We start from the raw sequence: 14,116 nt of genomic DNA, 5'->3' as shown, positions 1-14,116 counted from the left end.
TTCCCTCGACTTGCGGCATTCGTCACGCGGCTGCCTGATGCCCTTCGACATCAAGGTGTCACGATCAAACCATAGGGGCACCTCGCATAGGTCGGGGGCGTGTCTTGAACTTCGATGAATCGGCATACCGCTCGCTTCGCGGGGAGATGTATCGCCTGGCGCGGCGCAGGCTCGACGATCACTTCGCGAGCGAGGATGTGGTTCAGGACAGTTTCCTGCGGCTTGCGCAATACCGGCCCGGTTCCATCGCAAACACGGGGGCGATGTTGCGCCGTATTGCCAGCAATCTCATCATCGATCAGGTCCGCTTTCATCGGCACCGCGCCGAGGAGACCCCCGCGCAGGACTTCGAACCCGCCGGCGACGAGCCCTCGCACGAGCAGGTCCTGCTGCAGCGCGAGCGACTGGAGCAGGTTTCCCGGATTTTGGACCGGATGCCGGAACAGCGCCGGGAAGTTTTCATCATGCGCCGGCTGCACGGTATGTCCGCGAAGGAAGTCGGCGCGGCGTTGCGCATCAGTCCCGCGGCGGTCGATGCCCATGTTGCCCGTGCGGTGCTTTCGCTCCACAAGGAAATAGCGGCCCTCGACCGGTCGGCGAACGGATGACGGGTACGTTGCCGCAAGAGCAGGAAGACGAAGAGGAAGCCGCGCTCTGGGTCGCCCGCCACCTCGGCAACGCGGTGGACGCGACGGCCTTTGCCGCGTGGCTGGCGGGAGGCTCGGGCCGGCGCGAGCTGTTCGACGCCTTGTGGGCGACGTGCATGGACGACGCCGTCACCGATGGGCTGCGCATCCATGATCAAAAGGCAGGTGCCGACGACGAGACCCTCGCACGGGTCGAGCGTATCCGCATGCCTTACAAGCGCCTCGCGCTCGGGGCCGTTGCGGCAGGCGTGGCCGTGGCCGGAGTGCTGGTCTGGCCGCTGGTCCGCTTTGCCCTGACGCCCGAACGAACATTCGCGACCGGGACTGCGAAAGTCAGCCGCGTTGCCTTGTCCGACGGCACGATCGTGCTGCTGAACGGAAACACCCGGCTCCGCGCGAAGATCGATGCGGGCCGCCGCGTAGTCCATCTCGACGCGGGTGAAGCGCTGTTCGACGTCCGCCACGACGCGCAGCGCCCGTTCACGGTGGCCGCGGACAATAGCGAGGTGACCGTGCTGGGCACGCGCTTCGATCTGGCCCTCAACGATTCCCGGGTCGATCTGGAAGTCGAGCGCGGGCTGGTGCGGTTCGGTGGCACGTCGGCAAGGCAGGCCGCCGTGCTGGTGCCCGCCATGCATCGCGCCGCCATGGTCGATGGACGGATCGCGCAGCCTGTCGCGCTTGGCCGGAACGCCGCCACCGATTGGCAGCACGGCTGGCTTCAGGTGGCCGACATGGCGCTTGCCGATATCGTGCCCCGCCTGCAACGCTGGACCGACAAGAGCATCGTCGTGGAAGATCCGGCCCTGCTGCGCACACGCGTCGCCGGACGGTTTCGGCTGAGCCAGTCCAAGGCCGTGCTCGACAGTCTGGGGGACCTCTATGGCTTTGCCGTCGAGGAAACCGGCAGCGCCTATATCCTCGAAAGACGATAACGGCGGACATGCTCGCCCGGATCGGGGCCGGCGGATGTGATGTCATGGCTGCGCACCGGTATCTACTGATTCCCGCGCTTGCGGCTCTGGCTTCTCCCGCGCAGGCGCAAACGGCCGTCTTCGCGATTCGGGAGGGGCCGCTCGCCGCCGCTCTGACTACCTTTTCCCAGGTTACCGGATTGCAGGTCATCACCGATCCCGCCGCGCTGCGGGGCCTGCGCACGAAGGGCGTGCGCGGCCGGAAGGAGGTGACGCGCGCACTGGAGACGCTGCTGCGCGGAACCGGACTGACCTACCGCCGGAAAGGCTCGGTCGTGCTGATCCTGCCGGGCGGCCCGGTATCGCGAGCGAGGCGGACACAGGCCGTACCGACCGACGAAAGAAGGGCGAAGGCCGGGGGCGGGGCGCAAGCGGCCCCGCCGCCGGTCCCGATCGTCGTCAGCGGCCAGCGGTTTGCCGATCAGCGCGCGCTCGCCGCCAAGCGGCGCGCGCGCAACATCGTCGATGCCGTCTCGGCCGACGAGGTGCGGCGTCTGCCGGACAGCACCGTGGTCGATGCGATGCGCCGCATTCCGGGCGTCTCGGTCGTGCCGATCGCGGACAACGAGCATCCGCGGGACGTGCCGATCGCGCCGGTCGTGCGCGGGCTGACGCAGGCCTACAACAACGTCACCATCGACGGCATGCCGATCGCCTCGACGGGCATACCCGATGCCGGTTCGAACAGTGCCAGCCGGGGCGCGCGCCTCGACATCCTGCCGGCGTCCGTCGTAAGCCGGCTGCTGGTTATAAAGACCTTCACGCCGAACCTCGATCCCAACGCCATCGGCGGCGCCGTCGATCTGCGGACGCGCAGTGCCCACGATTCGCAGGCAGATCCCTTCGTCTCGCTCGAAGCTGGCCTGTCGAGCTCGAGCCGGCATTCGCAAGTGCAACGCCAGTCCGCGCTGGGTCCCCACGTCACCGCGACGGCGAGCCACGCTTTCGGGCCGGAACGCCGGTTCGGCCTGACGATCTCGGCGAATTACCGCCGTCTCGACAACAACAGCGACGTTCATGGAACCGCCGACAGCGGCTATCTGAACTTCTACGATGACGACGGCACCCTGGCGCAAGGCGGAGCCACCGGTAACGGGATCGCCGTCCCCCGGCAGGACAAGTACTGGTACAACGGCAGCGACCGGCGCCAATGGGGCGTGACGGCGCGGGCGGAAGCGGATCTGGGCACGCTTCGGCTTTCGGCACTGGCCGCCGACATCGTGTTCCGCGACGGCTTCACCCGCAACGAGATCGTCATCAGCCCGGAAGCCGTCCCAGTCGCCGACCAGACCGCGACATCCGGCCATTTCGGGTCGGCCGCGATCCAGGTCGGCTATCGCAACGGGGTCACGCGCAACGAGACGCAGGCCCTGCAGTTTGGCGCGACGTGGACGCCGGACGCGCGCAACACGGTCACGATGAACGCCAGCACGTCGCGCGCGGTGCTGCGCGAGCGCTACGACATGGTGAAGTTCACCGCCGGACTGGATGCCGATAGCGCCGCCGCCGGCGACAGCCGGTTGGGTTTCACCTACGATACCGCGCCCTTTCAATTCAGCTTCAACGTACCGGCCGCAGCGTTCGCGGACCTTTCGCTCTATGCGGCCGACTACTGGCGCCATCGCCACCGGACGGCGGATTCGACCGTGAAGGCTTTCCGGGCCGATTGGCGGCATGGCATGGACGCGGAAAGCTGCTGTTTCGGTTTCGCCGCCGGTGTGTCCGCCACGCGCTCGCGCTATGCCTACGGTTTCAGCAACGAAGCCTACGAAACCTCGAACCGCGCACTGACTCTCCTCGACGCGGGGTACGTCAGCCCGGTCGCGCTGCCGTTCAACCAGAATGGGCTCAAGTTGCTTGTCATCGATCCCGATCGGGCCTGGCGGATGTTCGAGACCAACCGCGCGGAGATCACGCGGATCGACGGCGAGGCCGACGAACTTCAGGACGATTTCCGGCACGCCGAAACCTCGCTGGACGGATATGGCCTGCTGCGCCTCATAACCGGCGGGCTGGAGGTCCTGGCCGGTGCGCGGTTCGATTACACGCGTCTGACGACGCAAGGCTTCGTCGAGGCGGACGGCATGTGGAAATCGCTCGAAACCTCGTCGCATTACGCGAAACTGCTGCCCTCGGTCCTGCTCAATTACGAACCCGGGGCCGCGTTGCGATTGCGCGCGGCCTACAGCCAGACGATCGGCCGGCCCAGTTACGAAAGCTATGCGCCGCACTCGTCCATCGATTTCGAGGCCGGAGCGACGATCGGCGACGGCGATTCGGCGGGTGTGACCGTCAGCCTCGGCAATCCCGGCATCAAGCCGCGATCATCAAACAACTTCGATCTGAGCGCGGAATGGACGCTGCCGGGCGGCTGGGACGGCATGGTATCGCTCGCCGCCTTTCACAAGGCGATCCGCAACGAGATCTTCGACGCGGTGACGACAGGCTATAGCTATGACGGCGTCTACTACCGCCATGCGCGTGTCACGCGGCCCACGAACGCCACGGCGGCGCATGTTTCGGGGCTTGAAGCGAGCGCGGTCGTCGGATCGCTCGGCCCGGTGGCATCGTTCCTCGACCATTTCGGATTCAGCGCCAACTGGACCTTGCTCGACGGCGCCGTGACGGTGCCGCTGACGGACGGGACCACGCGCGCGGTCGATCGGCTGGTCGGCCAGCCAGGCGAGATTCGCAACCTCAGCGCGTTCTTCAACCAGGACGGCTTCGAACTGCGCGGAGCGGTCAACTGGACCGGACGGGCCTTGCGCAGCATCGCGCCCGATACCGCCTGGCAAGACGTCTACTGGGCGCCGCGCCGCCAGTTCGATGTGCAGGCCCGCTATCACGTCAGCTCCGGATTCAGCGTGATCCTCGATATCGCCAATCTCACGCAGGAGCGGCTCACCAGCCTTACCGGTCCGGGCGCCAGGTGGCTCAAGGACAGCTATTCGGTGCCCCGCACGATCCGCCTCAGCCTCCACTGGGGGCTGGGCCGGTAGGCCCTCTGGCAGCGGACACGCCGCAATCCGCGAGCGAGCGACGCAGCAGGGCGGGATAGTCGGTCTGGATGGTGCTGACGCCCAGCGCGCGCAGATCTTGCAGCCGGGCGCAGGCGTCCGACGCCTGTTTCGTGAGACGATCATCGATGTCGCCCAGCGCGTTCGCCCAGATCCGGGCCGGCATGGCCGCAATCGCCGTGCCGGCCGCACGATTGAGCGATACGGGATCGCCATGGACGATCCGGATCGGCGCCAAACCGCCGTTGATGGCTTCGAGCGTGGTTTCTGTGGTCAACCGGGTCATGACCTGAAGCCCGGGCGCCAGCGCGCGGGCCGCGCGCAGGGTCTCGCTGTCGCTGTCGAACATCTGCACCTGATCGAGCATCCCCAGAGCCTGGATCACCGCCATCACCGGGCCCACGCGGTCGGTCTTCATGTCGAGGTCGACGAGGACACGGCCGCAGGTGTGCATCAGCATCTGCTGGAGCGTGGGCGGCGGGGCGTCCGTCCCTTCGAGACGGAGCTTGCGGAGATCGGAATAGGAAATGTCCTCGCTCGCGCCCGTGCCGTCGGTCGTGCGGTCCACCGTACGGTCGTGCATGATGTAGGGCACGCCGTCGCTGGTGACGTGTACGTCGATCTCGACGAAGTCCGCTTCGGCGGCGACAGCCTCGTCGATGGCGGCGAGCGAGTTCTCGGGCGCCTCCAGATGGCCGCCGCGGTGCGCGGCGATCATCACGGCGCCATCCGGGTCCGCCCATTGGCGCGCCAGCGCCGCGATGCGCGGCGTCTCGCCACAGAATGGAGCAGCGAGGGCTGGTGTCGCCGCGAGGGCCAGTGCACCTGCCAGAAAGGGTTTCGCAAGTCTCGAAATCATCGCCGTGTCCTGTCCGGCCTCTCGGAAAAAGCGTCAGGGAAAAGGGCCGCCGCGAAGCCGGACGGCGGCCCTTCGATCCGGAGCGGGAGGCGCGTCAGAACCGGCAGTTCACGCCGAGCCAGAGCACGCGTCCCTTCTGGCTGCGCTCGGCCAGGAGGTGGCCGGTCGGCATCTTGCGGTAATATTCGATCTTCGCCTTGGCGAGGTTCTGTCCCTCGGCGATCAGGGTGACGTTCTCGAGAATCCGATAGCGAACCTGCGCCGATATCTCGCTGCGGTGCTTGCTGTAGATGTCGAAGACCGAGGAATCCTCGTTGATCGACTTCAGGTAGTCGCCGACGTAGTTGTACGCCACCGAGGCTCCGAACCGCGAGGTTTCGTAGGAGAGCGTGGCGTTGGCCAGGAACTTGGGCTGGCCTTCCAGGCCATCGACGTGGCGGATGGATTCGTCCGACTGGATCACCGTCTGTTTGCCGTCGATCAGGGTCGCGTTCGCCGAGAGGACGAAGTTGCGGACGAAACCGGAAGCGATGTCGTGCAGGTCCTGCCGGGCCGAGAACTCGATGCCCTTCACCGTGGCGCTGTAGGCGTTCATCGGCGTCGATATCCGCGCCGTATAGGTCTGGCCGTCATACTCGAACCCGTCCTGGGTGATATTCTGTATGAAGATCAGGTTCTTGATATCCTTGTAGAACGCCGCGACCGAGACCATGCTGCCGCGGGTCGGATACCATTCGAGCGAGAGATCGAAGTTGTTCGACGTGCGCGGCTTGAGGTCGGGGTTGCCGCGCGTGACCGAGATCGTGTTGTCCTCGCTGTCGTCGGGCAGACCGATCGATTCCCCGATCGCGTAGTAGTTGTAGTTCGGGCGGCCGATCGTCTTGCTGTAGCCGGCGCGCGCGATCACGCCGTGGCCGAGTTCGTAGGTCGCGATGACCGAAGGCAGAAGATAGTGATAGGATGCCTTGCGGTTCGTCCGGACGAACTGCGCGGCCGCGTTCGGCTCGGCGGGAAGATTGGCATCCTGGGTCCACAGGTCGATGTCGGTATCGGTCGAATCGTAGCGCAGCCCGGCGCGGACATAGAAGGCGTCGGTGCGGAAGGCCGCCTCGGCGAAAACCGCGGCCACCTGCTCGTTGAGATCGTAGTCGCCATCGATGTTGCTGTCGCTGTTGTCGTCGGTGCTGGGATAGCCGGCCGCCGCCCAGGCCCCGCGATAGGCAGTGTCGTCGATGAACAGGAAGTCGACGTCGGGAGCGGTCGTCCTTTCGGTCACCGGACGGACGAAGTTGACCATCGTCAGCGGTTTCCCGTCAGCGTCCAGGATCTTGCCGCTTTCCCGGCCCTCGTCGTAGGACTGGTCGGTATTCTGGAAGCTGGCACCCAGATTGAAGCCGAATCCGCGATCGGCGACGCCGAAATTGTAGTCGATATTGCCGCCAACGTAGGTCAGATCCTGCGCCGCGCGCTGGGTGATGTGCTGGATGTAGCTTTCGACGTAGTTCGCCGGGTCGTTGTTGTAGGCCGGATCGTAGAACGAGAGGACCGGATAGCCCTGGGTCAGATCGTACGAAAACCCGCCGTCCGTCGTATTGCTGCTCATCGTGAACTTGGAACGGTCACGGATCGTGTTGAGGCGCGCGCGCGAATGCGTGGCGCGAAGGTGCCCCGCCAGCGTTTCTCCCAGAGCCTGATCGAGCATGCCAGACACCACGAAGGTCTCTCGCTTCTGAGGCTGGTGCGAATAGCCCAGCGCGGTCTTGCCCTTGGCCCATGCGCCCGACGTGGCGGTCTGGCCGGACGGCACCGTCCCGGTATCGGCGGTTGCGAGATACTCGTTCCGTATCTCGTCTTCCTTCTGGTAGAAGTAGGCGGTGTAGATCGCGGCATACGTCGTCTTGCCGGGGTCGTACTCCAGCTTCACGACCCCCGAGGCGCGGGTCACGTTGTCATCGTAGATGAAGATCTGATTGCGCGAGGCGGTCGAGTATCCGTTGGTGTTGCTGAGGTCGTTGTAGTCGCCGATCTCCTTGCCCGTATCCTCGTCGTAGAGGCGGTAGCTGGTGTCGACCGCGCCGGGCTTCTGGTCGTAGTTGCTCGAATAGTATTTCGCGTAGGACCCCGAAACGACGATGCCGAAATCGTGGTTGGCGCCGAAGGTGCTGCTGAAGGTCGCGTCCGCGCGCACGTTCTGGCCCTGATCCATGTCGAGCGCGCCGGCCGTGGAATTGTCGCCGATCGAAGCGCGCGCGAGCAGGCTCGTCTTGCCGATGTCGAAGGCGCTCGCGGTAATCAGGTCGAGCTGGCCGCTGAGCGCGTGGGGATCGAGATTCGCGGTGATCGTCTTGATCGCATCGATGCGGCCGACGAACGAGGGCGGCAGCAGTTCGATGCGCGCGCCGCGGCTGTCCGCCGAGGTCGAGGCCAGCGGCAGGCCGTCGATGGTGACGAGGTTGTAGCTCGACCCGATGCCGCGGATCATCACGCTTTCGGCAAGATCCGGCGAGCGGTCGTCCGACGTTGCGAAATCGGGAACGAGCGCGAGGCCGGGAATGCGCTGCGCGACTTGCGCGATGGTCAGGTCGGGCAGCAGGCCGGCCTGATCCTGCGCGATCGAATCGGTAATGCCGATGGCGCTGCGCTTGGCATCGATAGTGGCGGCGTTGGATGAGCGGTAGCCGGTGACGATGATCGAGGACGCGTCTTCGTCGTCGGCCCCGCGTTCGTCGGCGTGCCGCTCGGCGTCGTGCTGCGCGGAGGCGGCGTCGGCGGATTGCGCGTGCAGCGGCGTGGCGAGCAGACCGGCGACGAGTGCCGAACCGGCAACGGCGGAAGCGAAATTCAGATTGCGTTTCATGGACACAGGTACCCTGTTGATTGAAATGAGAGTCATCGATGAGCGGAAAGGAGGGCGCGGGGAGCTTGCCCGGGCGGGCAGGCGAAACCGCGCTGGCCGGTTTGCCGCAGATAGGCCTTGAGCAGCAGCGGCTCGTCGGTCTGGATCGCGTCCACGCCGATGGCGACCAGTCTGCCCCAGACACCCTGGGGATCGGTCAGCGCCTCGACGTCGGAAAAGGCCCTGCCGGCAAGGCTGTCCACCCAGTATCGGGCGCAGCGCGTACGGATCAGCGGCGTCAGGATCGGGGCGAAGCCCCTGTCCTTGATGTCGATTTCATAGCCGACCGGACGGATCGGGTCGTACGCGCCGATGAAGGCGGCCGGATCGGCTTTCATGTAGGGTTCGCGCAGGATCGGCATGAACCGCACGCTCCGAACCCAGGGTGCGGCTTCGCGCACTTGCTCGAGCGGTGCTTCCGCCTTGAACAGCACCTGCTCGCGGCCACCGGCCGCGTCGATCATCGCGAGAACCGAGGGCGAAAGCGGCGCCTTGGCATCGACATTGATGAGGATACGGTCCTTCGCGACGCGTAGAGCTTGCGCAAACGTCGGGATGCGCCGCCTGGTGAGCGGTGTCGGCTTTCCGTCACGCTGTCCCTTTCCCTCGCGCAAGTGCAGCTTGCGAAGCTCCGCCCAGTCGAGATCGGAGACCTTGCCGCTACCCTCGGTCATGCGCTCGACACCGGCATCGTGCATCAGCACCAGCTTGCCGTCGCGGGTGGCGCGCACGTCGAGTTCGACCATGTCGATGCCGGCGGCGATGCAGGCCCGGATCGCATCGAGGCTGTTTTCCGACGTGCCTTTCCAGCACGCGCGGTGCGCGACGACCATGACCGTGCCGTCGGGTCCGGCGAGGCGGCGCTCGAGGTCTAGCTTGCGCGCGGATTCTCCGGCTGTCGCACCGGATGGCGAGAGCAGGATCGACACGACCAGCGCGAGCAGCGCCTGGACGGCTGACCTGCGCGGCGCACGCGCGTGACGCGTGCACGGTTCCGCGGCTCGCCGGCCCGCACGGGCCAGCGAACGTGCGCTGCAAGAAATCGGCATTGATCTTCCCCGTCGCAGGCCAGGTCTCTCGGCCTCTCGTCAGCAAGACGGGACAGGCCGCGAAATCTGACAGGGGCGCGGGAAAAAACTGCGGCCCGGCATTCCGGGGCGTCATGCGGAGGGCAGGCGTGGTTCGGGTGTTGCTTGTCGGCAGCGATACTTCTGACGATCGCCCCGTGAAGCCTGCCGACAAGCGTTGCCTCAACCCGGTCGGGCGGCGACCCCGCCAGCTATCGATGCGTGCCCGATATCGCCAAGGAATGCGTCGGGCGCCGCGTCGCTAGGCTTCGTAGATCCACTGCCCGCCCGCCATCGTCCGCTGCGGACGCACGTTTACCAGAGCCTCGGGCGGCGTCGCGAAAAGATCCTGTTCCCAGACCACCAGATCCGCGAACATTCCGGGGGCGATCCGTCCCTTTTCGGTTTCCTCGAAACTCGCGTAGGCGCCCGCGGTCGTGGCACTGGCCAGAGCCTCCTGCAGGCTCACGCGCTGGCTCGGGCCCCAGACATGGCCCTCATAGTCCGTCCGGGTGACGCTGGACCGGAACCACATGGCGGGGTCCGGCGGGCTCGCCGTGTAGTCCGAGGACGCGGCGGCGACGATACCGGCGTCGATCAGCGAGCGCAGCGCGAACATGCGCTCCAGCCGCTTCTTCCCGTAAAAGGGCATGACCGGCCCGTGAAAGTAGACGTAGCCCGCGAAAAGCACGGGAATGGCGCCGATCGCCTTGATCCGGGCGATCAGTTCGGGCGTCAGGACCGTGCAATGTTCGATCCGGAAGCGCGGGTCCTTGTGCGGGGCTTCGCGCTGAACCCGTTCGAAAACGCGCAGCACCATGTCGATCGCCAGTTCGCCATTGGCATGAATCCCCAGTTGCCAGCCGGCATCGTGCGCCATGCGGGCATAGCGATAGCACTCGTCCTCTTCCATCGTGGGGATGCCGTGAAAGTCGTCCAGCCCGATGTAGGGTTCGGCAAGCCAGGCGGTGCGCTCGGAGATGGAGCCGTCCACCGCCATCTTGAGCGCACCGACCTTGACCCAGGGATTGCCGAAGCCACTGCGCAGGCCCGCGGCGATCGCCTGTTCGATCTCGCGTACATAGAAATGGGTGTAGAGGCGCGTGTGAAAGCGGCCCTGCGCCAAGGCCGCCAATGCGCCGCGCATGGCCATCGATCCGCCCGAGGCATCGCACACGGAGGTGATGCCCTTGCTGGCCATCATCGTCGAAATGAAGGCGGCGCCTTCGCAATAATCGTTGGCTGTCGGTTCGTAGGCCGTGAGGGCGTTGAAGGGGGCTTGTCCCGCTTCCGCGACGCGGCCGTTCAGCTTGCCGTCCTCGCGAAAGAATTCGCCATGCACGGGATTGGGCGTGTCATCGTTTATGCCCGCGAGCTTGAGCGCCAGGGAATTGACGAAAGCCGTGTGGCCGCCGCGATGCTTGATGAAGACCGGATTTTCGGGCGCTACATCGTCGAGGTCGTAGCGGTTGACGGGACGCTCGGTCTTGCCGTCGTCGTAGAGGAATCCCAGCACCCATTCGCCGGGCGCGACCTTGGCCACGCGGTCGGCGATCCGTTGCTTGACCTCGGCGATGCTGTTCACGTCGCAAGCGACTTGCCGCAAATGCGCCACGCCGCTGCGAATGGGATGGGAATGGGCATCGTTGATTCCCGGCGTGACCCTTTTCCCCTCCAGGTCGATCCGCTTCGTATCCGCCGAGGCGAGGTCGAGGATCTCGCTGTTGGTGCCGACAGCGAAGATCCGGTCGTCGCGAATGGCCAGCGCCTGCGCGTCGGGCATGCGCGGGTCCATCGTGGTGATGCGGCCGTTGACGAGAATGGCGTCGGCGCGGCGGGTGCCGCCTGTCATGGCCGAAAGGGCAAAGGCGCTGCCCAGTGCAAGGCTCGTGCGCCGCGTGATCGAGAAGGTCATTTCGGTTCACCTGACGGAATGTTGCCCCGCTGCCATCGTTGCGGTGAGCGGGCAGCGGGGCGATTCATCAATATCGGTAGCTGGCGGTGATGCCGATGGTTCGCGGACGGAACGTCGAGGCTTGCCAGATGTAGCGCGAACGCGACGGATTGATGAGCGGCGCGGCATCGAGCAGGTTGTTCGCGAACAGCGACACGTCGACGCTGTTGAACCGCGCTCCGATGCGCGCGTTGACCAGTTCGCTGTCCTCCAGCGCCGCGAGCACGAGCGTGTCCGAACTCGAGCCGATGATCTTGTCGGTGTAGCTGTAGTCGACGCGGGCATAGCCCAGAACACCGGGGGTCACTTCGCGGCGGTAGTCCGCGCTCAGCACCACTTTCCACGGCGGGCCGGCCTGGGCGATCGAAGCCTTGGAGTCGTTAAAGGACGTGTGCTGGTAGCCGACGTTCGCGGTCAGGTTCAGGCCTTCGGTCGGCATCACGTCGAGCGTGAACTCGACGCCCTTGACCGTTGCCGAGTTGAGATTGTCGGTGAAGGCGTAGCCGCAGATCGGGACCGACACGTTGGACTGCATGTTGTCCCACTTGATGATGTAGCCGGCGCCGTCGAAGTTGACGGCCCCGCCGAAGAGCCGGTTCTTCGATCCGATCTCGTAGCTCCAGACCGAGTCAGAGCCATAGGACGAGGGGATCGTGGGATTGCCGTTTTCATCGACGTAGCCGATCTGGATCAGCCCTTCGTCGCACGCGGTCGGCAAGGGAATCTGCCCGCCGCCGTTGCGATACCCCTTCGAAGCGGAGGCGTAGATCATATTGTTGCGGTCGAGCTCGTAGCTGGCGCCGATCTTGGGCGTGAAGGCCCGTTCGGTGCCGCTGACCCCGCCCGACGGATAGTCCGGCGCGAATACGCCTTCGCCATAGGGGCAGTACGGGCCGGTCGGGCAGGCGGCGCCATAAGGCGCGTTCAGGTTGTTTTCCGGACCGCTCGAATCGAGCCGGTACGTGAGTTCGTTGCGCGACCAGCGGGCCCCGAACGTCAGAGTCAGCTTTTCGATCGGATGGATGTCGACCTGCGCGAAGCCGGCGATCTGGCTTTCCTTGGTCGAGGCGTTGGCAAGGTAGGTGCCCGATTCGCCGATCATCGGCGCGCCCCAGATGTTGTCGAAAGTCGAATAGCCGGGGCCGAAGGGCGCGGCGTCATCGAGGTTGCCTATCCCGAAATAGTTCTTGTCGTAGAGCATCGTGTTGACTTCGATGTACTGATACGACTTCTGCTTGCTCCTCGAATAGAACACGCCCGCGACCCAGTCGATGAACGAATCGGGCTTGGAGGACTGAATGCGAAACTCGCTCGTCCAGACTTTCTGCTTGTCCGAATAGATGGACGCGCCGCGCGCGCCGTCGCGGGCGAAGGCCTGACCCATGTAACCGATCTCATAGCCGGTCGTGTAATCGTAGAGCTGGTCCTTGTTCTGCTCCAGATAGGACGTCGTGAGGTAGAGCGAGACATCACCGACGTCCCATTCGGAATTCACGGCCGCCACCAGCATGTTGCTCTTGCCCTCTTCGGTGTCGGGAAGAGTCATCGACGCGATTCCTGCCGCCGGGTTGGCGGCCGCCGCGGTGAAGTCCGGGTAGACGAAACGGCCGTCATCGGCGTCGGAGCCGGAGAGCCAGAAGCCGTACTGGCCGCTGCCGGTCTTGCGGTCCTGGTAGAAGACGGACGGCGTGATCGAGAAATCCTCGGCCGGCTGCAGCTTCAGGGCCGCGCGCAAGGCGTAGGTCTTCTGCCAGTTGATATTCTTCTCGCCTTCGCCGGTCTGGGTGAAGCCGACCGCGTCGCCGCGGGAGACGCCCGTGGCATCGAGTATCGCCAGCTCCGCCGGAACCTTGTCGTACCAGCCGCCGTCGCGGCGGTAGTAGGCGCTGACGCGGAAGCCGATCTTGTCCTCGACGATCGGGCCGCCGAAGGCGACGCCGCCTTCGTAGCTGCCTTCCGACGCGCGCGTCAGCGAACCTTCCGCGCGGGCATATCCGCTGTATTCCGTCGTGCTTGGTTCGACCTGGATGAAGCGGATCGTGCCGCCTTCCGAACCGGCGCCGAACAGCGTGCCCTGCGGGCCGCGCAGAATCTCGACGCGCTCGAGGTCGAAGATCACCGGAAATCCCGTGCCCGAGGCATAGCCCACTTGCCGGACCTGGATGGGAACATCGTCAATGTAGATGCCGGTCGTGGCCGCTCCGGCGGACGAGGCGACGCCACGAATGGCGATGTTGTTGCGACCCGAACTGCTCGAATCATTCAGTTGAACGCCGGGTGTGAGGCGGGCGATATCGGCGAATTGCTTGATGCCCATATCGTCCATCTGTTGTTGTGTCATGACGGCGATGCTGATCGGCACTTCGTTGACTGCGCGCGCGGTGCGCGTTGCCGTGACGACGATCGATTGGTCACTCTCGTCTCCGCTCTCCTGCGCATGAGCGATTGCCGGTGCCGTCACCAGCCCGATGACCATTGCCGCCGATGCGCATCGGCACAGCAGCTCGTCCCTTCGCGTCGTCACTTTCCTCATGATTTCCGTACCCCTTTTTTCCGAAACATCGTCGGGCCTTGGCGCCGCGAAAGCAGATTTCCCGCCGATGCGCGTTTTGCAGTTGCGCAACCCCTTTGTTGCAACGCATCATACTGTCGGGATGTCCGGGAGGTGCTTACAAATTGGCCAGTGGTGACTGGATTGCACC

8 protein-coding genes are annotated in these 14,116 nt (G+C 65.2%); 3 read left to right on the top strand and 5 right to left on the bottom strand.

Annotated elements, in window-relative coordinates:
* Positions 1-104: 104 nt before the first annotated feature.
* Genes B2G71_RS08520 through B2G71_RS08510 form a run of 3 tightly spaced genes read left to right on the top strand, consistent with a single transcriptional unit; the run spans position 105 to position 4,620 of the window.
* Positions 105-608: a sigma-70 family RNA polymerase sigma factor gene (locus tag B2G71_RS08520; RefSeq protein WP_098105343.1), complete on the top strand. Its 504-nt coding sequence runs from the start codon at positions 105-107 to the stop codon at positions 606-608.
* Complete coding sequence (locus B2G71_RS08515; RefSeq protein ID WP_098105342.1) at positions 605-1,582, top strand: FecR domain-containing protein; 978 nt, start codon at positions 605-607, stop codon at positions 1,580-1,582. The genes B2G71_RS08520 and B2G71_RS08515 overlap by 4 nt, the downstream gene beginning before the upstream one ends.
* Before the next feature lie 44 nt (positions 1,583-1,626).
* A complete protein-coding gene (locus B2G71_RS08510) occupies positions 1,627-4,620 on the top strand; it encodes a TonB-dependent receptor (protein ID WP_168176307.1) in 2,994 nt (997 codons plus the stop codon).
* On the opposite strand, the gene B2G71_RS08505 is transcribed toward B2G71_RS08510, so the two are convergent.
* From B2G71_RS08505 to B2G71_RS08485, 5 genes are all read right to left on the bottom strand, one after another.
* On the bottom strand, positions 4,592-5,497 hold the full coding sequence (locus tag B2G71_RS08505; protein WP_098105340.1) for a glycerophosphodiester phosphodiesterase family protein: 906 nt from the start codon (positions 5,495-5,497) through the stop codon (positions 4,592-4,594). The genes B2G71_RS08510 and B2G71_RS08505 overlap by 29 nt on opposite strands.
* 94 nt (positions 5,498-5,591) lie before the next feature.
* Positions 5,592-8,354, bottom strand: coding sequence for a TonB-dependent receptor (locus B2G71_RS08500; RefSeq protein WP_168176306.1), 2,763 nt, complete (start codon positions 8,352-8,354; stop codon positions 5,592-5,594).
* A gap of 32 nt (positions 8,355-8,386) precedes the next feature.
* Positions 8,387-9,442 (bottom strand): glycerophosphodiester phosphodiesterase family protein, encoded by a 1,056-nt coding sequence (locus B2G71_RS08495; RefSeq protein ID WP_098105338.1) that lies wholly within the window; start codon positions 9,440-9,442, stop codon positions 8,387-8,389.
* A gap of 280 nt (positions 9,443-9,722) precedes the next feature.
* Positions 9,723-11,375 carry an amidohydrolase gene (locus B2G71_RS08490; protein WP_098105337.1) on the bottom strand — a complete coding sequence of 551 codons (1,653 nt, stop codon included), beginning with the start codon at positions 11,373-11,375 and terminating at the stop codon, positions 9,723-9,725.
* Between the two features lie 67 nt (positions 11,376-11,442).
* On the bottom strand, positions 11,443-13,947 hold the full coding sequence (locus tag B2G71_RS08485; RefSeq protein ID WP_098105336.1) for a TonB-dependent receptor: 2,505 nt from the start codon (positions 13,945-13,947) through the stop codon (positions 11,443-11,445).
* Between the last annotated feature and the right edge of the window lie 169 nt (positions 13,948-14,116).

The organism is Novosphingobium sp. PC22D, assembly GCF_002556635.1.
GTDB lineage: Bacteria > Pseudomonadota > Alphaproteobacteria > Sphingomonadales > Sphingomonadaceae > Novosphingobium.
Note: the sequence above shows the minus strand (reverse complement) of the source record. Positions and strands in the feature narration are given on the sequence as shown.

Excerpts from the sequence above, each read along its gene's own strand:
- B2G71_RS08515 (WP_098105342.1), top strand. The coding sequence starts at position 605 with ATGACGGGTACGTTGCCGCAAGAGCAGGAAGACGAAGAGGAAGCCGCG.
- B2G71_RS08510 (WP_168176307.1), top strand. The coding sequence starts at position 1,627 with ATGGCTGCGCACCGGTATCTACTGATTCCCGCGCTTGCGGCTCTGGCT.
- B2G71_RS08505 (WP_098105340.1), bottom strand. The coding sequence starts at position 5,497 with ATGATTTCGAGACTTGCGAAACCCTTTCTGGCAGGTGCACTGGCCCTC.
- B2G71_RS08500 (WP_168176306.1), bottom strand. The coding sequence starts at position 8,354 with ATGAAACGCAATCTGAATTTCGCTTCCGCCGTTGCCGGTTCGGCACTC.
- B2G71_RS08495 (WP_098105338.1), bottom strand. The coding sequence starts at position 9,442 with ATGCCGATTTCTTGCAGCGCACGTTCGCTGGCCCGTGCGGGCCGGCGA.
- B2G71_RS08490 (WP_098105337.1), bottom strand. The coding sequence starts at position 11,375 with ATGACCTTCTCGATCACGCGGCGCACGAGCCTTGCACTGGGCAGCGCC.
- B2G71_RS08485 (WP_098105336.1), bottom strand. The coding sequence starts at position 13,947 with ATGAGGAAAGTGACGACGCGAAGGGACGAGCTGCTGTGCCGATGCGCA.